We start from the raw sequence: 22,377 nt of genomic DNA, 5'->3' as shown, positions 1-22,377 counted from the left end.
CATGAAATTAAAGAAAACATTATTACCATTTTTGGTGTTAGCCACTTTTATCTTACTTGCACTGATAGTTAGCAAAAACCCGCCTACAACTAAGCGCGGTAAGCCGTCAATGGCACCGCAACTCAATGTTGATGTGCAAACTATTAGCCCAGCGCCCGTCACTATAATGATTGATAGTTACGGGACGGTGCAGCCTAGAACTCAAAGTATTTTACAGCCGCAAGTATCTGGCGAAGTTAAATTTATTAGTGCGAACTTTAGAGATGGTGGATTTTTCGAACAAGGTGATTTGTTAGTTAGGCTTGATGATCGCGATTACCAAGCGGAAATCGATATTGCTAAAGCAAATTTGTACAGCGCTAGACAGGCGCTTGCTGAAGAAAACGCGCGGGTAGAGCAAGCCAAACAAGATTGGGAGCGTTTAGGTAATAGTGGAACGCCATCAGATTTAGTATTAAGAAGGCCACAATTGTTGGCGGCAGAGGCGGCAGTTTATTCCGCTCAGGCAAGCTTAACTAAAGCAAACCTTGCACTAGAACGTACGCAAATTAAAGCGCCTTATACTGGCCGCGTGTTAAAGAAACAAGTGGATATTGGTCAAGTCGTATCATCGAGTACCGCACTTGCTCAAATCTATGCCGTTGATTATGTCGAAGTCCGATTGCCACTGAAAAATAGCGACTTACCTTTTATCGATTTACCGGAAAATAGCCGTTTTGAGAATGACAATACATTTCATCCGTCAGTCACTATTTATTCTGAATTGGTGAATTTACAAAGTTGGCAAGGCCGCGTTATGCGCACCGAAGGGGCGTTTGATGAAAACTCCCAACAATTGTTTGTCGTTGCTCAAATAGACGATCCTTATGGCAAGAACTCGACAGATGGCTTGCCATTAAAAATTGGTCAGTATGTAAGGGCAAAAATTACCGGAAAGTCGCTACAAAATGCGATCACCATTGCTAATAAAACCATTTATCAAGGCAGTTATGTGTTTGTCGTTAAAGATAATGTCTTACTTAGAACGCCAGTAGAAATAGCTTGGCAAAACAATGACTTTGCTTTGATAACCAGTGGCCTAAATCACAATGACTTATTAGTGACCACGCCGCTTGGTCAGGTTAATTCGGGCACACCTGTGGCGATTCGCCAAAAAGATGGTGTAGCCCAACAAAGCAGCACAGCCAATCGAGACGGGCAGCAAGCAATCAATAAACAGAATGATGGTAAAGGAGCGCGCTCATGATCGCTTGGTTTGCCAGAAACCATGTTGCCGCCAATTTATTGATGGTGACAATATTACTGTTAGGCTTAATGTCGCTTAATTTGCGAATTCCACTGGAAGTATTTCCATCATTTGAATCTGAAGTGGTTTCGGTAAGAATGTCTCTGCGCGGTGCAACTCCTGAAGATGTTGAGCAGGGTGTTGCGATAAAGATCGAAGAAGCAGTGCAAGATTTAGAGGGCATTGAACGTATTACCAGTACTTCTGTTGAAGGTTCGGCGTCGGTAAATATAGAAGCAGAGTCGGGGTATGACGCTAGGCAATTATTAGCCGATGTTAAAAGTCGCGTTGATGCGATAAACACCTTTCCCGGTGATGCCGAAAAGCCTGTAACAGCGATAAGGCAACGGCAACGTGATGTTATTTCTGTCACCGTTGCTTCTGATTACGGTGAAAAAGAAATTCGAGAATTTGCTGAATCGGTTCGCGATGATCTATTACGTTTGCCGCAAATCACTCAATTATCGTTAGACGCGGTTCGCGCTTATGAAATAGCCGTCAATATCAAGCAAGATAAGCTTAGAGAATATAACTTGTCGATGGACAATATTGCTAACGCAATTAGTAATAGTTCAGTTGATATCTCTGCAGGTAATATTCGCACCGAAGGTGGTGATGTTTTAGTGCGCAGTAAAGGACAAGCTTATCGAAAACATGAGTTTGAAAATATTGTCGTTAAAACCAATCCAGACGGCACTATTATAAAATTACGAGATATTGCTCAAGTAAATGATGGTTTTGAAGAAACGCCACTTAGAGCCAGATTTAATGGACAACAAGGGGCGCTAATTGAGATTTATCGCATAGGCCAACAAAATGCGATTGAAGTGGCGGATGCGGTAAAAGACTACATTGAACAACGTCAGGCAACTTTGCCTCAAGGCTTTATCTTAAGTTATTGGGATGATGACTCTGAAATCGTCAAAAGCCGGTTAAATACGTTAATCTCAAATGCCTTGCAGGGCGGCTTTTTGGTGTTACTGCTGTTAACACTATTTTTGCGACCTTCTATTGCGTTTTGGGTATTTATTGGCATTCCAGTGAGCTTTATGGGAGCATTTATTTTTATGCCTGTATTTGGCATATCGCTCAATATCATGAGCTTATTTGGTTTTATTTTAGTGTTGGGGATTGTGGTTGATGACGCCATCGTTACTGGAGAAAACATTTATCGCCATACACAATTTGCCAACTCTGGGCTTGAAGCTGCGATAAAAGGCACTGAAGAAGTCGCAACCCCTGTGACTTTTGGCGTATTAACAACCGTTGCTGCATTTTTACCGCTAGCCTTTATCGATGGTATGCGTGGTGCCTTATTTGCCCAAATTCCGGTGATCGTCATTCCGGTATTATTATTTTCATTAATTGAATCTAAATTTGTGCTGCCATCGCACTTAAAACATATCAAACTGCGCCGCGAAAAAACTAAAGTAAATAAACTTGAAGCAATACAACACAAGATTGCTGATGGTTTTGAAGCGGCTATTTTAAAATACTATCAACCGATTTTAGCTAAGGCGGTGAATAACCGGTTAATGACGCTATTTGGCTTTATTGGGGTATTTATTTTAATTTTGGCGTTTATCACCTCAGGCTGGACAAAGTTTACCTTTTTCCCACGCATTCCAAGTGAAACCGCTAGGGCAACGCTAACTATGCCTGTTGGTACTAGCTTTGATGTGATTGACAGTTATGTTGATAAAATGTCGAATGCCGCCAAACAGCTTAAAGAAAAATACAGCGATGAAAATGGCGATAGCGTTATTTTAAATATTCTGGCAATTACTGGTGATAATACTGGGCGAGTGCGTTTTGAAATTCTGCCAGCCGATAAAAATGAAACAGGTGTTACCATTCAGCAGTTAGTGGCAGAGTGGCGGGGGTTAATAGGCGAGTTACCAGGCTCAGAATCATTGACCTTTCGTGCGGAAATTGGTCGCGGTGGCGATCCGATTAATGTTCAACTTTCCGCGACTGATTTGCCTTTACTTAAAGAAGTGGCTGCTGAAGTGAAAACTAGACTGGCAACTTATCCTACGGTATTTGAAATTGCCGATAGCTTATCGAACGGTAAAGAAGAAATTCAAATTGAGTTAACTGAGCAAGGGCATGCCATGGGGATGTCAATTACTTCGGTATCTAGGCAAGTTCGTAGTGCATTTTTTGGGTCACAAATTCAGCGTATTCAGCGTGGCCGTGACGATGTGCGTGTTATGTTGCGTTTTCCGCTAGAGGAACGAACATCGATTGCTAATTTAGCCAGTATGCTGATCACCACACCAAGTGGTGGCAAAGTGCCGCTATCGCATATTGCGACCTTTAAACCAGGTCGCAGTCCATCAGCAATTAACCGGATTGACCGTTATCGCACGGTTAATGTTACCGCTGATGTCGATAAACAAAATACCAATATGACGGTATTAACTGCGGATCTAAAACCTTACCTTGATCAGTTAATGACGAAATATCCTGGGGTAAGCTACGAACTTGAAGGTGAAGCTAAAGAACAACGGGAGTCATTTAACAGCATGTTTTATGGTTTGATATTTATGTTCTTTATTATTTACTGTTTGCTAGCAATCCCGTTTAAGTCTTATTTGCAACCAATCATCGTTATGTCTGTGATCCCATTTGGCGCTATAGGTGCGGTGCTCGGTCACTGGATCATGGGTATGAATTTAACCATTATGAGTATGTTAGGCTTAATGGCATTAATTGGCGTTGTGGTTAATGATAGTTTGGTGCTAGTTGATTTTATTAACAAAAAACGCGAACTGGGCCAAAAGACGCTGGCTGCGGTAATGGAGGCAGGGCAAGCACGCTTTCGACCAGTTATGTTAACATCACTCACCACTTTTATCGGTTTGATGCCATTATTATTTGAAAAAGCGACGCAAGCGCAATTTTTAATTCCTATGGCGGTATCACTTGGTTTTGGCATCATTTTTGCCACACTAATTACCTTAGTTTTGGTGCCGGTGAATTATTTACTGGTAGAAGATTTGAAAAAGGCGGTAAACTTATCGCAACAATCGCGCTTTAGTACAAGTCTTGAATAACCGTTAGAAGAATTAGCAGATAAATTAAGAGGATAATATGACTGAACAAGTACATGAAGAAACCATTTTTTCTAAAATCATTCGTAAAGAAATTCCCACTGAATTGCTCTATCAGGATGAGTTGGTTACTGCTTTTCGTGATATTTCCCCGCGAGCGAAAAGCCATATCTTAATTATTCCGAATAAACTTATTCCGACGGTTAACCATGTCGAACAAGAAGACGAGTTAGCATTAGGGCGCTTATTTACCGTCGCTAGAAAATTGGCAGAAGCCGAAGGTATCGCCGAAGACGGTTATCGCTTGATTATGAACTGTAATAAGCACGGTGGCCAAGAGGTTTACCATATTCATATGCATTTATTAGGTGGTCAACCAATGGGGCCATTAGTAAGTATTTGAGCTAGAGCGTGTTGATTTTTGCTGTATAATTTTGCAGCAGCCAATTGAGTTTATATACAAGGCTTTGCTTATGTAATTTGGTTATTCCACATAAATAAGCGAAAACGCAGTAGATAGACTCAAGTGACACTGTCTAACGATTCGTTTTAATGGCTTTTACTCGTTGTTACATCGCATTTATTAGGAACAACCAAACTTCACTTGGTGTGCCTAAATTTAAAGCCATTAAATTCGAACAAAATTTATAACGCAAAGCTCAACACGCTCTTAAATATTTTAAAAAGGCACTGTACTTTTTTAATTTAACTGTTAATATGCCGCTCGAACCTAGGGGTGCATGGGTTATTTAGTTTACTAATTTAACCGCTTGCTGAGACTTTATAGAACCCTTTGAACCTGATCCAGATAACACTGGCGTAGGGATGGTTGGAACCTTATTTTTATTCGTTATATACGATAAATGTTTCCATTTTATGCCATTGTTGCGCCGCTAAAATGACAGAGAGCATTATGTATATAACAAAGTCTTCTATTGCCACCGCAATCACTATCGCTTTAGCGTCCTTTCAATTAAGTGCGAACCAAACAACTAACTTAAATGATCAAACCGATAGCATTGAAGTTATTACCGTTAGCGCCGATTTTAGAGCGAACAACCTTCAAAAAATTCCAGCTTCTTTAAGTGTGCTTACTGAGCAACAAATTGCTCGACGTAATGCCCAGAACCTTGAGGAAGTTATCGCCATAGCGCCAAATGTCAATTTCGCATCAGGCTCCCAGCGTGCTCGTTATTATCAAATTCGTGGCATCGGTGAGCGCAGTCAATTTAAAGAGCCAATCAACCCATCGGTAGGGGTGATTATTGATGAAGTTGACTTTACCGGTATCGGTAGCGCCTCTTCGATGTTTGATGTTGCTCAAGCTGAAATCTTTAGAGGGCCGCAAGGTACTCGATTCGGTGCGAATGCTTTAGCCGGCCTAATCAATATTACCACCAACGCACCAACAGAGCAGTTCGAAGGTCAAGTGAAGTTGTTGGCAGAAAATTACAATGGTGTGGGTGCAGGGCTTGCGCTTTCAGGGCCAGCCAGTGATAAAGTGAACTACCGATTAGCCGTTGAAAAATATCAACACGATGGTTTTGTCGATAATATTTACCTTGATCGCTCTGACACGAATAATCGCGATGAACTTACTGCCCGAGGTAAGCTTAATATTGAACTAAGTAGTGAGCACACCTTAGATTTAGGTTTGTACCACTTTGATTTTGATAACGGCTACGATGCTTTTTCGTTAGATAATAATCGCAATACGTTATCGGATGAGCCAGGTTTTGACACGCAAAAAACTACTGCATTAAGTGCCAAGTCAACCTACCGTGGTTTTAACTTTGGCCAGCTAGTTTCTATTGTGACTCATGCCGATAGTGACTTAGGTTATGGTTATGATGAAGACTGGAGTTATGTTGGTATTCGTCCAGGCTGGGAATATTCATCGGTCGATCACTATTTCAGAGATAAAAAAACCTCGACTTTAGAACTTCGCGCCTTATCTAATCAGCAAAGCCAACTGTTTCAAGGAACGACTGCCTGGGTAGCTGGCATTTACGGCAAAACGGATGATGAATCTCTGCTTAGAGAATACACTTACGCTGAAGCTGATTTCACCTCCGACTTTGATACTACAACTCTTGCAGCTTATGCCCAGTTTGATACCGCATTGTCTGATAAGCTAACGTTAGTTACTGGGCTTCGCGTTGAAAATCGCGAAGCGGATTATGTTAATTCAGAAGGCGTTTCATTTTCACCAAGTGATACTATGGTTGGCGGTAAAGCTGTGTTGTCATACCAACAGTCATCACAGAGCTTAGTTTATGGTTCAGTAAACCGAGGTTATAAAGCCGGTGGTGTTAATACTGACGGTACATTACCGGTCGCATTTCGTAAGTTTGAACCGGAATATTTATGGAATTATGAATTAGGTTATAAATACAGTTTTACTGATAACCAAGGCTATTTGCGTCTTGCTGCATTTTATATGGATCGCAGCGATATGCAGGTCAAAAGTAACGAAACTATCACCCGACCTGATGGCACATCGGAATTTATTATTTATATCGGTAACGCTGCTAAAGGCACAAACCAAGGGCTAGAGCTTGATGGTGCTTGGTATATCAATCAGCATATAGAATTATATGGCTCGGTTGGTTATTTAGATACGGAAATTGAAGGTTATATCAATCAAGAAGGTCAAGACTTATCGGGTAGAGAGCAAGCACATGCGCCAAATTATCAGGCCAACCTAGGCGTAAATGCTTATTTAACCGACAACGTGTTGTTAAATATTAGCGCGGAAGCTAAAGATGCTTATTATTTTTCTTATAGTCATGAAGAAAAATCATCGAAAGTTGCCTTATTAAATGCCTCACTCAGTTACTCATTTAGTGATTGGAATGTTCGACTGTGGGCGCGTAATTTAACGGATAAAACCTATAAAACTCGTGGCTTCTACTTTGGTAATGATCCTAGAGATGAATATACCGCTAAGCAATACGCTCAGTTAGCAGAGCCACTGGTTTATGGCATTACTGCAACCTATAGTTTTTAAACGCTATTAGTTTAGGGGGCGACTTTCGACAATTAACGGACATGCTAAACTGTATGTCCGTTAAACTTGTTTAACTAAATCAAATTAGTTATTTGATTAGTTATTTGAATTACTTATTTGAGTATTCAAGCACAAAATCAATCACAAGACTAATATAAGGCATTAATGATGGATATCTCAATTGAACTCAGTCTGTATCCACTAGCAGAGCAACAATATAAAGATGAAATTTGGGGCTTTATTAATACCCTAAAAAGCAACGAGTCGATTAAAGTGGTGACCAATGGTATGAGCACGCAAGTATTTGGTGAATATGACACCACACTTGCCTTGGTCATGAATGAAATGAAAAAAGTACACCAACATACCGACAGTGCCGTGTTTATCTTAAAAATTATTGCTAGCGATAGATTCAGAGAATATTAATGTTTGCTGAATTTATTCAATATTTTGAAAACTTGTCGACCATGGAGTTAGTCGCCGTACTCTCCGCGCTAGCTTATGTAGTATTTGCTGCTCGCGAAAGTATTTGGTGCTGGCCAGCGGCACTATTAAGCACAACTTTGTACACTATTATTTTTTACGATGTGTATTTGTGGATGGACAGCTTACTGCAACTTTATTACTTCGTAATGGCAATCTATGGTTGGTATTGCTGGAATCAGCGAAATGATGCGTTAGACGGTAAAGATATTAATAAGTTGCCACTTAAAAACCACCTAAAACCATTAGTTTGGTTAGCCGTTATTTCGTGTGGCGTAGGTTATTTGATGGCAAACTATACCCCAACAACTTTTCCATATGTTGACGCGGCAACGACGGTTTATGCAATTTATGCCACCTATTTAGTTACTCAAAAAGTATTGGAAAATTGGCTTTACTGGATTGTTATCGACTTCGTTTCAATCTATGTTTACCTAGAAAAAGGCTTAACGCCAACGGCGATGCTTTTTGTTATTTATGTCGTTATTGCATTTATTGGCTACCTAAACTGGCAGGCGAAGTTTAAACACAATCTGGCACTAACTCAGGCTTCACTACCTTAGGCTTTGTATGCACGAATTAGCTGAACTTGAAGTATTCCCCCTATTTAGCCAACAAACGCTTACATTCAAACAGCTTACCGGTGGATTAAATAATTCGGTTTTTAAAATTGAAACCGGTGAAAAGCGGAGTTTTGTTGCTAAACATTTTAGTGATGAAAGAGCATGCCAGTTAGAAGCCAATATACAAGCGCTAGCAGCAACATATAAATTAAGCCCTAGTGTGGTGTACAATGATAAACATTGGCTTATCAGTAAATACATTAATGATAAAACCTTAGAACGTTCAAATCTTACCATAGCCGATAAGCTTACATTAGCCATCACCTTAATGGTTAAGTTTCATCAACTACCGTTAACGAATTTATCGGACAAACACATTACAACACTATCAATTTATCACTGTCTTACCGCACTCGCAGAGCAGGTAACTTTAGCTGACAATATTAAGCGTATGGTTGATAGCGCTTTGCTATTAGCTGCAAGTCTCGAAAAAGAACCACAGCAGCATGTGCTTGTACATGGCGATTTAAACTTTAACAATATTTTACTGGGCGATGTCGCTCAATTAATCGATTTTGAAGCAGCTTCAATTGCAGCTGCCAGTTATGATTTGGGTATGTTGCTAGCAGTGAATTGCATAGCAACAGAACAGACTGAATTTGTAGTTTCTAAATATAATCAGTTAGTTATAAATAATGAGGTAACGACGCTTTCGGTAACGCGTTACAGTTTTTTTGCCGCTATTATTAATGGTTTATGGTATTTGTCACAATCAAATCTACGAAATCCTGAGTTATACAGCACTTTAGCTCAGCAACAATTTGACTATGCAACTCAGGTATGCGACTCATGTATATCCTAGCAAAGGTAAATAATTACAAATTATTAGGGGCTGTTGACCTTTCGCGTTTATTTTTGCAGCTGAGTGTTTGGTTTTTATACAAGGCAAAGCCTGAGTATCATTGTTATTCTATGTAAACAGGCGATAACGCAGTAGAAAAGCCAAACACACGCTGCCCGAAGGGGTCATTTAAAAGCCATTTATTCTTTGTTGTAGCTCATTCATATAGAGCAACTATACATTACTCGCTACGCCGCGATTAAATGGCTTTTAATTTGAACAAAACCTAACCTCGAAAGATCAACAGCCCCTAACCAAATGAGACAGGGTGCGCAAAAGTTACGACTAAGTGTAGTGCAGTGTTTTGCTGCATCTTTCATAATTATCTTTAGAATTATCTAATGGTTAACGTTTGTGAATTGGAAAGAGCTTGTCGAAAATAGAAATCGATTTTTCTGGCTGTTACATACCGCAGGTTGGTTTGGTTTTGCCTTAGTCCAATTTTTAGGCTCGTTACTACACGATTTACGTGACTTATTCGTTATCGTGATTATTCTAAATAGTTATGCCGGTTGGTTGCTTACTATACCACTTAGATATATTTATCGTCGGGCGTGGAATTTAGCGCCGATCAAAATGTTTTCTGTCATCTTGCTTGCTTCATATGTTACGGCTGTGATCTGGCAGGTCATCAAAAATATTAATTATTGGGAAATATATAAACACGGCTGGCAGCCTGAGTTTTGGCTGTATTACACCCAATCGAGTGTTTGGTCTTTTTATATCATTTTAAGCTGGAGTGGTTTGTACTTTGGTATTAAATATTACCAAATGCTGCAAAAAGAAAAGCAAAACGTGCTGCAAGCCAATACGTTAGCACATCAGGCTCAGCTTAAAATGTTGCGTTATCAATTAAACCCACATTTTTTATTCAATACCCTTAACGCTATTTCAACGCTGATCTTAGTGAAAGAAAACGATACTGCGAATCGTATGGTAACAAAGCTCAGTGACTTCTTAAGGTATTCGTTAGATAAAGATCCTATGAAGCGCGTAACGTTAACCAGCGAACTGCATGCGTTAGAGCTATACCTAGATATTGAGAAAGTACGTTTTGAAGAACGTTTACAAGTGCATTTTAAAGTTGCCCCAGGCTGTGAAAATGCATTAGTACCTAGCATGGTTTTGCAACCTTTAGCGGAAAATGCCATTAAATACGCAATAGCGACTCAAGAAGATGGTGGGTCGATTACCGTTAGCGTTAGTCGCTTTGGTAATGACTTGCTGATTGAGCTTGCTGATAATGGCCCAGGTGCTGAAATTCAAAATGGTAATTTATCACGTGAAAAGGGTGTTGGCTTGGCTAATACTCGAGAGCGGTTAACCGCACTTTATCGCGATAATTTTTCACTGGTTGTTTCCAATAACCTACCTTCTGGTGTTAAAGTTAACATAAGAATCCCGTTCGAATTAGGAAGTTAGCATGTCATCAACGCTATCTACCATCATCGTTGATGATGAGCCGTTAGCGCGTAAAGGTTTGGCTATTCGTTTAGCCCAACATAGCGATATCAATATTATTGCTCAATGCAACAACGGCCGAGAAGCTGTTGAAGCGGTGAAAGCGTACCAACCTGATCTGATGTTCTTGGATATTCAAATGCCAGGTCAAAATGGCTTTCAGGTGATTGAAAGTATTATAGAGCAGGGGTTAACCCTGCCTATGGTGGTATTTGTCACTGCGTTTGATCAATACGCTATTAAGGCGTTCGAAGTGCATGCGCTAGACTACTTAATGAAACCCGCCGATGATAACCGTTTAGCACAAGCAATCGATAAAATTCGTGAGCATATGCAAAGTAAAGCGGATGCTGAGCATAAGCAAAAGCTTGTACAGTTAGTGAGTGACGTTACCGGAAGTGATCAAACTAAAATTTTAGAAGAGCTTGCCACTAATCAAACGGTAGCCATTTCTCAATATTCAGATGTGTTGCCGATTAAAGATGGCGGTGAATTAAGCCGAGTGCCGGTTAAAAATATCTGGTGGATTGATGCAGCAGGCGACTATATGTGTGTACATACTGAGCAAGGCACCCATATTCTACGTAAAACCATGAAACAGCTAGAAGAGCTACTTGATCCGCGTATTTTTATTCGTAGTCACCGTTCAACTATCGTCAACAAAAATTATGTAGAGAAATTTTGTAGCCAGTTAAACGGCGAATACTATTTGGTAATGATCAGTGGTAAAGAACTTAAAGTCAGCAGAAGCTATAAAGATAAAGTGAAACAAGCCGTTACCCAATAAGATTTTTACGTGTTCTGTTTTAACTCGTTCTTTCTTAACTTGGTCTGTTTTATCACTGAAGAGTTATTAATATTTAATTGAGTTGCCAAGTAATTATCAGCTTTGTTTGTGCTGTGCCTGCAGCGCTAATATATTTTCATGGGCCGAGACTAGATCTTCTGCAACTAACTTTTTATGTTTAATGGTATCTTGTAATGCCGTAGCTATTATCTCTGATTTCAATTCCCCGAGCATAATATCCGTTTGTCCTTTTAAGAAAGCATCAATAGCGGCAATGCCTAATTTTGTCGCCAATATCCTATCTTTAGCCACTGGCGAGCCACCTCGCTGAATATGGCCTAAAATACAAGTGCCACTGTCAATTGTCTGCTCTTGTTTTAAAGCGTTAGACAGCGTTAATACGCCACCTGGCCACAGGTTTTCTGCAACTACAATTAAATAGCTATGGCTGTGATTGACTTGGTGGCGCTTGATATCTTGAATAATTGCTTCAAGCTTTGCGTCTGCGTGCTCAGGGCTAAAGTTTTCAAATGAAATAATTTGCTCTGCGCCACAGGCAACACCGACATTAAACGCGATGTGTCCACTGTGCCTGCCCATTAGCTCTATTACAAATACTCGATCAAAGGCATCGGCAGTATCACGAATTTTATCAATGGCCTCTATAGCGGTGTTAATGGCGGTAGAAAAACCTATAGTGTAGTCAGTGCCGTCTAGATCATTATCTATGGTGCCGGGGAGTCCAATTAATTGTCCTGGCCAAAGGTCTTTGATTGCTAACATGCCATTAAAAGAGCCATCGCCGCCGATAACAATTAATGCATCAACTTTTAATTTAATTAGACTGTTAGCGGCTTGTTTCACCCCGTCAATACTTAACATTTCAGGACAACGAGCACTTTTTAAAATGGTACCACCACGTTGAATTATATTAATAACGTCGTTAGGTGTTAATTGAGTAAATTCTTGATTAATTAAGCCATTATAGCCGTGATAAAAGCCAATACAGTTAATTTGGTGGTGGTGACACGCCAATACAATTGAACGAATCGCTGCATTCATCCCCGGTGCATCGCCACCACTGGTCAGTACCGCAACGGTTTTTCTTTTAATGGTTTGAGTCATATAAACTTTTCGCAATATTTGTTAACAGCTTAATTGGTGCCAAACTTTTTCTATTCGGTTACCGTATGATAATTCTACTAGTTTTACTAATTTTTTATTTGTTCACCATCAAAGGAAGATAAAATATGCGCCTGAACTTGGCCAACTATCGAACGGTAATTATGGCTGTACTGCTGTCAGTATTGCTAACGGGTTGTAGTTATAGCTTTATTTATAACAACTTGGACTGGTGGGTAGACTGGTATTTAGATGATTATGTCGTTTTAAATAAAGCGCAGAAAAAGGCATTTGAACAAAAGTTTGAGGCCATTCATTTATGGCACCGCAATACGCAACTTGTTCGCTACGCTAATCAGTTAGCTGAATTTAAATCGCTATTGGCAGCGGATGTAACTGAACAACAAATTCAGCAACACCTAGAATTAATGAGTGGTCATTGGCAGGTGTTAAGAGAAAAGCTTGCACCTGATTTGGTTGAGTTAACCAGTTTACTCAGCGATGAGCAAAAACAGGATATTATTGCTGCTATTGACCAAGAAAATAAAGATATTAAGCAGGAGCGTGAAGATAAAACCCTTGAGCAGCGTTATCAACAAACTTGTAATCGACAGCAGCAACAATTTAGAAAATGGGTAGGGCAGTTAACACCGACCCAGCAACATCAAGTTTGCGAGCTTAGTAAACAGTATACTTCGACGTTTGATTACTGGATGGAATATCGCGGTTTATGGCTTAACAATTTGAAAGAGGCATTTGCACCGTCATTATCACAAGAAGTTTATCGCCAACTTTTTACTGAGCTATTAGTTAACCCTGAAATATTACGAACACAACAATACAATGACGCCAGAGCACATAATAGTGAAGTGTATAGTGAAATATTGGCCGATTTACTGAATCATTTAACCCCGAAGCAGAAAAATCGCCTACAGAATCGTATTGACTCTTTACTAGATGATTTACATGAATTAGCCGAACAAGATTAAATCGCTTGTAAATATGTATAAGGGGTCTATGGCGCTATCAATGTCATGGCAATTAAAAAGGGAGCTATTCGCTCCCTTTTTAATTGCTCAATATTTGACTTGATTGGCTATTTTAAAAGTGCCTTTGATATTTTTAAAATCTTAACGGTATTCGTTGCGCCAACCGTTTCCATTAAGTCACCATGAGTAAAGATCACTTTATCGTTCTCTTTTAAATCCGCTTGTTTGATCACTTGCTTTAATACATCATTGGTTAACGTTTCATTATTGCTTTGGGTAGAATCAAAATAAACCGGATAAACGCCACGGTAAATTGCTGTTTTAGTTAATGTCTTTTGATGACGTGACAGCGAATAAATTGGCAAGCCAGAGGTAATTCGCGACATTATTTTCGATGTTTGTCCCGACTCCGTCAATGCAATAATTGCTTTAACACCTTCTAAGTGATTGGCAGCGTACATGGCTGATAAAGCAACAGTTTCTGCAATATCAGAAAACATTAATTCAACGCGATGTTTTGAGGTATTTACAGAGCGGTGTTGCTCGGCACCTAAACACACAGAGGCCATTGCTTTTACCGTTTCTACCGGATATTTACCGGCCGCAGTTTCTGCAGAAAGCATTACCGCATCAGTACCATCAAGCACGGCGTTAGAAACATCCATTACTTCAGCACGCGTCGGCATTGGCTGAGAAATCATAGTTTCCATCATTTGCGTTGCCGTGATCACCACGCGATTTAATTGGCGTGAACGGGCAATAATGTGTTTTTGTTTACCAACAAGTGCGGGATCACCAATTTCAACACCGAGATCGCCACGTGCAACCATGACAACATCAGAAGCTAGAATAATGTCATCTAACACTTTGTCATCATTTACCGCTTCGGCACGTTCAATTTTAGAGACTAAACGGGCATCACAACCTGCTTCTTGAGCAAGCAAACGCGCTTCACGCATATCGCTCGCATCACGCGGGAAAGACACGGCTAAAAAGTCGGCATTTAATTTTGCCGCTAGTTTAATATCTTCTTTATCTTTATCTGTTAACGCAGGAGCTGTTAGGCCACCACCTTGGCGGTTAATACCTTTGTTATTTGATAATGGGCCACCAACAATAACTTCGGTAAAGACTGAAGTGCCTTGGGTAGATAATACTTTTAATTGTACGCGGCCATCGTCAAGTAACAAGATATCGCCTGAGCTCACATCATTCGGTAACTCTTTATAATCAATACCGACTTTTTCTTGATTACCTTCACCCTTTGGTAACGCTGCGTCTAGCTCGAACTTATCGCCAATGTTTAACTGAATAGGACCGTCTTTAAAGGTAGATACGCGAATTTTAGGGCCTTGTAAGTCGCCTAAAATACCAACGTAAATACCAAGCTCTGCGGCAAGTTCGCGCACTAAGTTTGCACGATTAATATGATCTTCAGGATTACCGTGGGAAAAGTTAAGACGTACGACATTAACACCCGCTGCGAGTACTTTTTTTAATGTTTCTCTGTCATCTGTTGCTGGCCCTAAGGTCGCAACAATTTTCGTTCTTCTAGGCATTTTAATCCTTCGTTTAATTTTTGATTGCTAATAAAAAGGCATACTGATGTATGCAAATTTTAATTATTCTTTACGGTCAAAGCGTGAGCTACGTAAGCTGTCTTTAACTTTCTTTAAGTTATCTCTAAATTTGCTACCACGTCTAAGCGTAAAGCCTGTAGCAAGAATATCGACTAAGGTTAATTGAGCGATACGTGACGACATTGGCATATAAAGGTCAGTATCTTCTGCAACATCAACAGACAGTACAATATTACATTCCTTCGCCAGAGGAGTACCTTCGGTAGTAATACCAATTACTGTCGCGTCATTTTCTTTAGCAAGGGCAGCAACTTCGACCAATGATTTAGTACGTCCTGTATGCGAGATCACAATAACAACATCACCTTGGCGACTATTAATAGCACTCATGCGTTGCATTAATATGTCATCAAAGTATACAACTGGCACATTAAAGCGGAAAAATTTATTTTGGGCGTCGTGGGCAACAACGGCTGATGCACCTAAACCAAAAAATGAAATTTTATTCGCTTGAGTTAATAAATCGACAGCGCGATTGACTGAACTGGTATTTAGGCTTTTTTTGGCAAGCTCTAGACTTGCCATGGTTGATTCAAATATTTTTGCTGTGTATTCATCAGCAGAATCATCTTCATCAACATGGCGGTTTACATAAGGGGTACCGTTAGCCAAGCTTTGTGCTAAGTGCAATTTGAAGTCAGGGTAACCTTTGGTGTCTAATCGACGACAAAAACGATTAACCGTAGGCTCGCTGATGTTAGCTTGTTTAGCTAAAGCCGCTATACTTGCATGAATAACTGTATTTGGAGAAGCTAGAATAACTTCTGCTACTTTTCGCTCTGATTTGCTAAAAGTATCTAACTCGTTAGTGATCTTTTCTAAAATGTTCATTACTTTTCCAGATCATTTTTTATTAACTGTAATTTATTTTCTAGATAAATAACAGAATTAATGAAAATAACTTTCAATTTCATGCTTAATATAATTCATTGTGAAAAAAAATAGCAAATATTAAATAAGTAACAAATAGCTAACAAATATGTTAACCGCCAAATTTACTATAATAGTTCAGAATTAGATTGGACTTTGTTACCATGTAGTAAAATTACAAAAAGTTCTTTACTGCATGAATGCCAGACGTTAAATTAATGGTAAATGTAGTTTAGTTACAAAAAGTAAACTAGAGATAAAAATATATGAAAGATGCTCAAAGCAATTCTGCAGTTGAAGTCGTTTTATTTGGTGCGCTAGGTGATTTATCGCGCCGTAAATTACTGCCTGCTTTATATCAGTTAGACCTAGCTGGGTTAATTCACACTGATACTCGTATTGTTGGCGTGGCTCGCCACGAATATTCAAATGAAGATTTAGTTAAGTTTACCCAAGAAAATCTAACTGAATTTGTAAAAGAAGGGCTAGATGAAGCGGTTTTATCGCGATTTTTATCTCGTTTGGTATATCAAGAATTAGACTTTAAACAAACCGATAGCTACGGCGCGTTAGCCAAAACGTTAGAAAGCGGCAATATTGAGCGTTTATATTACTATTCAACACCACCTGCAATTTACGGTGATATTACTGAAGGTTTATTTAGCGCTGGTCTTATTCAAGAAAATGATCGCGTAGTGATGGAAAAACCAATTGGTCATTGTCTTGAGTCTTCTAAAGTGATCAATGACATGGTGTCTAAGCACTTTGATGAGAAGCAAATCTATCGCATTGACCATTATCTTGGTAAGGAAACGGTACTAAATTTATTAGTGTTGCGTTTTGCTAACTCGTTATTTACTAATAACTGGGATCGTAACTATATTGACCATGTGCAAATTACCGTTGCTGAAAGTGTTGGTATTGAAGGGCGTTGGGGCTTTTATGATGAAGCGGGCCAAATGCGCGATATGGTTCAAAACCATTTATTACAAATTCTATCGTTACTGGCAATGGAGCCTCCTGCAGATCTGAGTGCTGACAGCATTCGTGATGAAAAGCTTAAAGTTATCAAAGCGTTGGTACCTATTACTCGCCAAAACATCAAAGACAAAACTGTGCGTGGCCAATACACCGAAGGTTTCCTAGGTGGTAAAGGCGTTCCTGGTTACCTTGAAGAAGAGGGTGCGAATAAAACCAGTAACACAGAAACTTTCGTTGCGATAAAAGCGGAAATTGATAACTGGCGTTGGACTGGTGTGCCGTTCTATTTAAGAACTGGTAAGCGTATGCCAGCGAAACACAGTGAAATTGTTATTCACTTTAAAGAGCAGCCGCACAATATCTTTAAAGATAGTTATGTCGACTTACCGGCAAATAAACTCACCATTCGCCTGCAGCCTGATGAAGGTGTTGAACTACAGGTAATGAATAAAATTCCTGGTATTGCTTCACAAATGAATATTCATGAAAACAAGCTTGATTTAAGTTTTTCTGAAACTTACGAAAATGAGCGTGTTGTTGATGCGTACGAGCGATTAATGTTGGAAGTGATTAACGGTAACCAATCACTGTTTGTTCGCCGTGATGAAGTGGAAGCTGCTTGGACGTGGGCTGATAGCATTATTGATGCGTGGCAAGCTAGCAATGATAAGCCAAAACCTTATGCCGCGGGTTCATGGGGACCTGTGTCTTCTATTTCTTTAATTGCGCGTGACGACAGGCAGTGGGTGGAATAATTAATGTATCAATTAAATGAATTTAATAGCCGTGAGGCTTTAGATAATGAGTTAGCCGATCAAGTCGCCGATATTTTATCGGCTGCAGTAAAGTTTAAAGGCAAAGCGAGTATTGCAGTATCTGGCGGTTCTACTCCTAAAGGTTTTTTTAAGGTGTTATCAAATAAAGATCTGCCTTGGAAACAAATTACCGTGACCTTAGCGGATGAGCGTTGGGTAGATATTAACGATGATGCCAGCAATACCAAGTTGGTTCATGAAAATCTTCTTCAAAATAATGCGGTAGAGGCAAACTTTTTCCATATCAAACAAGGTGATAAGTTAACCTCAGAAGTACTTGCTGATCTGAATTTAGCAGCTGGTAGCACAGTATTACCATTTGATGTGCTGATTTTAGGTATGGGTGAAGACGGTCACACCGCAAGCTTATTTCCGTGTAGCAATGAAATTCATTCCGCGTTATCTCGAGATGCCGCGCCACTGCTTAAAGTTGTGCCGCAAACCGCGCCCCATGACCGAATTACCTTTAGTTACGCATATTTAGCGCAAAGTAAAAATACTTTCCTACATATTTGTGGTGACAGTAAAAAAACAGTACTTAACCAAGCATTAGCTGGTGATAATGTTGCAGAAATGCCAATTCGCGCTTTTTTACAGCATCCGTCGCTTAACACAAACATTTACTGGGCGGAGTAATTATGAATCCTAAAATTTTAGCCATTACCGAACGTATCATTGAGCGCAGTAAACCAACGCGTCAAGCTTATTTAGACAAGATAGAAAAAGCAAAATCTGAAACGGTACATCGTGCCAGTTTATCTTGCGGCAACTTAGCCCATGGTTTTGCCGCTTGTGGTAAAGAAGATAAATCTAAATTACGTGGCCTTAATCATTCTGATATTGCCATTGTTTCAGCTTACAACGATATGCTATCAGCTCATCAGCCTTATGAAACTTATCCTGCCATTATTAAAGAGGCAGTAAGGGAAACAGGCGGTGTCGCACAGTTTGCTGGCGGTGTACCTGCAATGTGTGACGGTGTAACTCAAGGCCAGCCAGGTATGGATTTGAGCTTGATGAGTCGTGATGTCATAGCGATGTCAACTGCCGTAGGCCTTTCACACAATATGTTTGACGGTGCCATGATGCTTGGGATCTGCGATAAAATTGTCCCAGGCTTATTAATAGCCAGCATGACCTTTGGTCATTTACCCACAGTATTTGTACCTGCAGGCCCAATGCCGTCAGGTATTCCAAATAAAGAAAAAGCCCGTGTGAGACAACAATTTGCCAAAGGCGAAGTGGGTAAAGAAGAGCTACTTGCGGCTGAATCTGCGTCATATCATAGTGCTGGTACTTGTACTTTCTTCGGCACCGCTAACTCAAATCAGTTGGTTGTTGAAGTCATGGGCTTACATTTACCTGGTGCATCATTTGTTGCGCCTAATACTGAATTACGTGAAGAGTTAACCAAAGCGGCAGCACGTCAAGTAACACGCTTAACTCAGCAATCAGGCAACTATATGCCGATTGGTAAAATGGTAGATGAACGCTCAATTGTGAACGCAATTGTTGCGTTATTAGCTACTGGCGGTTCAACAAATTTAACCATGCATATTATTGCGTTTGCCCGTGCGGCCGGCATCATCATTAACTTCCAAGATTTTAATGACTTATCTGTAGCTGTACCGCTAATTACACGTATTTATCCTAATGGCCATGCAGATATAAACCATTTCCAACAAGCAGGTGGTATGGCATTGCTATTTAAGGAGTTGTTAGGTGCAGGCTTACTGCATGAAGATGTAGAAACTATTTGTGGTAAAGGCTTAACGCGCTATACCCAGCAGCCAGTGTTAGAAAATGGTCAATTAGTATGGGTTGATGGCGCTGAAATTTCTGGCGACCTAGAAGTGATTGCTACAGTAGAAAAACCATTTAAAGCAGATGGTGGTTTAAAAGTATTGAAAGGTAATTTAGGCGTATCTGTATTAAAAACGTCAGCATTGCGTGAAGGTAGTGATGTTATTCAGGCACCAGCGGTGGTTTTTGAAGATCAACACGACTTAGAAGCTGCGTTTAAAGCGGGTGAGTTGGAAAAAGACTTTGTCGCCGTTGTTCGCTTCCAAGGCCCTAAGGCTCGTGGTATGCCTGAACTACATAAATTAACGCCACCGCTAGGTGTGTTGCAAGATAAGGGCTTTAAGGTAGCGTTAGTAACTGATGGCCGTATGTCTGGCGCATCAGGTAAGGTGCCAGCAGCAATTCATTTAAGCCCGGAAGCGTTAGATGGCGGTTTAATCGCAAAAGTGCAAAATGGCGATATGATCATGGTTAATGGCGCTACTGGCGAATTAACGCTAATGGTTGATGAGGCCGAACTTGCCAAGCGCGATGCGGCTCAATTCCAAGTTAATGGTCACCATGAAGGTATGGGGCGTGAAATCTTTGGCTTTATGCGTCAAAGTTTAAGTTCAGCCAATACCGGCGCTTGTTCTTTGTTCCCGCACTTAGATGAGGACATGTAACTGATGTCAAACAATGTGGTTAATATTGTTGCAGATATTGGTGGTACTAACTTACGTATTGGTATTGCCAATGACAGCGGTAGCACAGAGCATTTAACTGTTTACCAGTGCGCAGATTACTCAGGATTAGAGCAAGTAGTTGCTGATTTTATCAGTAAGTTTGAACTGACTGATAAAATAATTAATGCGTGTTTTGCCATTGCTTGTCCGGTTGAGAACGATCTGATCAAAATGACCAACTTACCCTGGCAGTTTTCTAAAAGCGAATTAAAGCAAAATTTAAATTTAAATAAATTGTTATTAATTAATGACTTTACTGCGATAGCTCATGCGGTTCCTATGCTTGGCGAGCAACAAAAAGTTCAAGTTGGCCGTGGCAAAGTTGTTGCTGGTAAGCCAATTTCAATTTGTGGTCCGGGCACGGGGTTAGGCGTTGCCAACTTAGTTAACGATAATGACAAATGGATCAGTTTAAGCGGTGAGGGGGGGCATGTAGATTTTGCCCCAATCGATGAACAAGAAATTGCCATTTTAAACTTCTTACTCACTAAGTATCAGCATGTATCTTATGAGCAGTTACTGTCGGGCTTAGGCATAGAACAAATTTATCAAGGCTTGCTTAGCTATAATGACAAGCCAGTTGTAACACTGGCAGCCAAAGATATAACCGCTAAAGCATTGGAAGAATCGTGTGATATTTGCCAAGAAACTTTAGCGCAGTTCTGCCGTATACTGGGCAGCTTTGCTGGCAATTTAGCATTAACCCTAGGTAGTTTTTCTGGGGTTTATATTGCTGGTGGTATTGTCCCACGCTTTATTGAATATTTTGAACAAAGTGAATTTAGAAAGCGCTTTGAAGAAAAAGGCCGTTTATCTGGCTTTAATCAAAATATTCCAACTTTTGTGGTCACTGAATCACAACCAGGAATATTAGGCGCAGCAGCGTATCTTCTTCAAGACAACGCTTCAACTCAAGTCTTCAGCACAAGAAAAGAGGCATTATGACGGATTTAAAAAATTGGCAAATAACGCCAGCAGAATTATTTGCAATGGGACCTTTAGTGCCTGTTTTGGTGATAGACAATGTTGAAGATGCATTACCAATAGCAGAAGCGTTAATGGCGGCCAATATCAATGTATTGGAAGTCACTCTTAGAACGCCATCAGCTTTACAGGTGATTGAAACTATCGCAAAAAACCTTCCTGAAGCCGTAGTTGGTGCAGGTACTGTGACTAACCGTGATTTACTTCAGCGTTCACGCGATGCTGGTGCAAAATTTGCGATCAGTCCTGGCCTTACTAAAGACTTATTAAAAGCGGGCAATGAAGGCGATATCGCATTGATTCCAGGTATTTCTTCTATTTCAGAATTAATGGATGGTATTGATTTTGGCTATGACCACTTTAAGTTTTTCCCTGCAGAAGCTTCGGGCGGTGTTAAAGCAATTAAATCTATTGGCGGACCATTCCCTAATATTAAGTTTTGCCCAACTGGCGGTATCAACTTAGATAATGTCAATGACTACCTTGCTTTAGGTAATGTTGCTTGTTGTGGTGGCTCTTGGTTAGTGTCTGACGAAATTATTAAATCGAAGAACTGGCCACGAATTACTGAGCTGGCTAATCAAGCGCTAAGCCATGTTAAGCAAATAGCTTAGATTGCCAAGCTAATTTAATTCGCCATATAAAGCCTCACCTATAAAGTGGGGCTTTTTAAAATAAGTTAAAAAGCGGTTTGTGGTCAGCGGTTAAATGTTACTTTGTTCATTAATTAACTTGGTCGCGCAAATAACACACAAAGAAATAAAATAATAAGAAGTAAATCAGTTGTTAAGCATATTAATTTCGTCGTTTAATACTTGCGATCTATAGTGCGAACACATATGATTGAGCAAAATAATAAAAACTTGCTCAATATAATTGTAAGCAAAGTTATTTCAGTTTTA

At 39.9% G+C, this 22,377-nt stretch carries 18 protein-coding genes and 1 riboswitch; of the genes, 15 read left to right on the top strand and 3 right to left on the bottom strand.

Features of this window, described 5'->3' with window-relative positions; translation table 11 throughout:
• Position 1 precedes the first annotated feature (1 nt).
• The 9 genes from ACOB82_RS04080 (at position 2) to ACOB82_RS04040 (ending at position 11,546) form a co-directional block, all read left to right on the top strand.
• On the top strand, positions 2-1,246 hold the full coding sequence (locus ACOB82_RS04080) for an efflux RND transporter periplasmic adaptor subunit (RefSeq protein WP_448211669.1): 1,245 nt from the start codon (positions 2-4) through the stop codon (positions 1,244-1,246).
• A complete protein-coding gene (locus tag ACOB82_RS04075) occupies positions 1,243-4,344 on the top strand; it encodes an efflux RND transporter permease subunit (protein WP_448211668.1) in 3,102 nt (1,033 codons plus the stop codon). Before ACOB82_RS04080 ends, ACOB82_RS04075 begins: the two co-directional genes overlap by 4 nt.
• Before the next feature lie 37 nt (positions 4,345-4,381).
• Positions 4,382-4,744, top strand: coding sequence for a purine nucleoside phosphoramidase (hinT, locus tag ACOB82_RS04070; RefSeq protein ID WP_448211667.1), 363 nt, complete (start codon positions 4,382-4,384; stop codon positions 4,742-4,744).
• Positions 4,745-5,063: 319 nt separating this feature from the next.
• A riboswitch (TPP riboswitch) is annotated at positions 5,064-5,184 on the top strand.
• Positions 5,185-5,254: 70 nt separating this feature from the next.
• Positions 5,255-7,351, top strand: coding sequence for a TonB-dependent receptor (locus ACOB82_RS04065; protein ID WP_448211666.1), 2,097 nt, complete (start codon positions 5,255-5,257; stop codon positions 7,349-7,351).
• A 168-nt stretch (positions 7,352-7,519) separates the two neighbouring features.
• Positions 7,520-7,777 carry a hypothetical protein gene (locus tag ACOB82_RS04060; RefSeq protein WP_448211665.1) on the top strand — a complete coding sequence of 86 codons (258 nt, stop codon included), beginning with the start codon at positions 7,520-7,522 and terminating at the stop codon, positions 7,775-7,777.
• Positions 7,777-8,397 carry a nicotinamide riboside transporter PnuC gene (gene pnuC / locus ACOB82_RS04055; RefSeq protein WP_448211664.1) on the top strand — a complete coding sequence of 207 codons (621 nt, stop codon included), beginning with the start codon at positions 7,777-7,779 and terminating at the stop codon, positions 8,395-8,397. Before ACOB82_RS04060 ends, pnuC begins: the two co-directional genes overlap by 1 nt.
• Positions 8,398-8,404: 7 nt before the next feature.
• Complete coding sequence (locus ACOB82_RS04050; RefSeq protein ID WP_448211663.1) at positions 8,405-9,259, top strand: phosphotransferase; 855 nt, start codon at positions 8,405-8,407, stop codon at positions 9,257-9,259.
• A gap of 393 nt (positions 9,260-9,652) precedes the next feature.
• A complete protein-coding gene (locus tag ACOB82_RS04045; protein WP_448211662.1) occupies positions 9,653-10,720 on the top strand; it encodes a sensor histidine kinase in 1,068 nt (355 codons plus the stop codon).
• A gap of 1 nt (position 10,721) precedes the next feature.
• Positions 10,722-11,546, top strand: a complete 825-nt coding sequence (locus ACOB82_RS04040; protein WP_448211661.1) for a LytR/AlgR family response regulator transcription factor — start codon at positions 10,722-10,724, stop codon at positions 11,544-11,546.
• A 96-nt stretch (positions 11,547-11,642) separates the two neighbouring features.
• Here ACOB82_RS04040 and ACOB82_RS04035 read toward each other — a convergent pair whose 3' ends face one another.
• Positions 11,643-12,671, bottom strand: a complete 1,029-nt coding sequence (locus ACOB82_RS04035) for a 6-phosphofructokinase (RefSeq protein ID WP_448211660.1) — start codon at positions 12,669-12,671, stop codon at positions 11,643-11,645.
• Between the two features lie 125 nt (positions 12,672-12,796).
• On the opposite strand from ACOB82_RS04035, the gene ACOB82_RS04030 reads away from it, so the two are divergent.
• On the top strand, positions 12,797-13,657 hold the full coding sequence (locus ACOB82_RS04030) for a DUF6279 family lipoprotein (RefSeq protein WP_448211659.1): 861 nt from the start codon (positions 12,797-12,799) through the stop codon (positions 13,655-13,657).
• A 107-nt stretch (positions 13,658-13,764) separates the two neighbouring features.
• On the opposite strand, the gene pyk is transcribed toward ACOB82_RS04030, so the two are convergent.
• Together pyk and ACOB82_RS04020 are read right to left on the bottom strand one after the other, a co-directional pair.
• The gene (gene pyk / locus ACOB82_RS04025; protein ID WP_448211658.1) at positions 13,765-15,216 is read right to left on the bottom strand and encodes a pyruvate kinase; all 1,452 of its coding nucleotides are present in this window, start codon (positions 15,214-15,216) and stop codon (positions 13,765-13,767) included.
• A 63-nt stretch (positions 15,217-15,279) separates the two neighbouring features.
• Positions 15,280-16,128, bottom strand: coding sequence for a MurR/RpiR family transcriptional regulator (locus tag ACOB82_RS04020; protein WP_448211657.1), 849 nt, complete (start codon positions 16,126-16,128; stop codon positions 15,280-15,282).
• A gap of 305 nt (positions 16,129-16,433) precedes the next feature.
• Here ACOB82_RS04020 and zwf point away from each other — a divergent pair, with 305 nt between their 5' ends.
• Genes zwf through ACOB82_RS03995 form a run of 5 tightly spaced genes read left to right on the top strand, consistent with a single transcriptional unit; the run spans position 16,434 to position 22,089 of the window.
• A complete protein-coding gene (gene zwf, locus ACOB82_RS04015; RefSeq protein WP_448211656.1) occupies positions 16,434-17,903 on the top strand; it encodes a glucose-6-phosphate dehydrogenase in 1,470 nt (489 codons plus the stop codon).
• Between the two features lie 3 nt (positions 17,904-17,906).
• The gene (gene pgl / locus ACOB82_RS04010) at positions 17,907-18,599 is read left to right on the top strand and encodes a 6-phosphogluconolactonase (RefSeq protein ID WP_448211655.1); all 693 of its coding nucleotides are present in this window, start codon (positions 17,907-17,909) and stop codon (positions 18,597-18,599) included.
• 2 nt (positions 18,600-18,601) lie between these two features.
• Positions 18,602-20,431: a phosphogluconate dehydratase gene (edd, locus tag ACOB82_RS04005; RefSeq protein WP_448211654.1), complete on the top strand. Its 1,830-nt coding sequence runs from the start codon at positions 18,602-18,604 to the stop codon at positions 20,429-20,431.
• Between the two features lie 3 nt (positions 20,432-20,434).
• A complete protein-coding gene (locus ACOB82_RS04000) occupies positions 20,435-21,436 on the top strand; it encodes a glucokinase (RefSeq protein WP_448211653.1) in 1,002 nt (333 codons plus the stop codon).
• Complete coding sequence (locus ACOB82_RS03995; RefSeq protein WP_448211652.1) at positions 21,433-22,089, top strand: bifunctional 4-hydroxy-2-oxoglutarate aldolase/2-dehydro-3-deoxy-phosphogluconate aldolase; 657 nt, start codon at positions 21,433-21,435, stop codon at positions 22,087-22,089. The genes ACOB82_RS04000 and ACOB82_RS03995 overlap by 4 nt, the downstream gene beginning before the upstream one ends.
• Positions 22,090-22,377: the final 288 nt, after the last annotated feature.

The sequence above is a fragment of the Colwellia sp. MEBiC06753 genome (genome assembly GCF_053470325.1).
The sequence above is the reverse complement of the archived record's forward strand: the minus strand, read 5'-3'. Positions and strand labels throughout refer to the sequence as shown.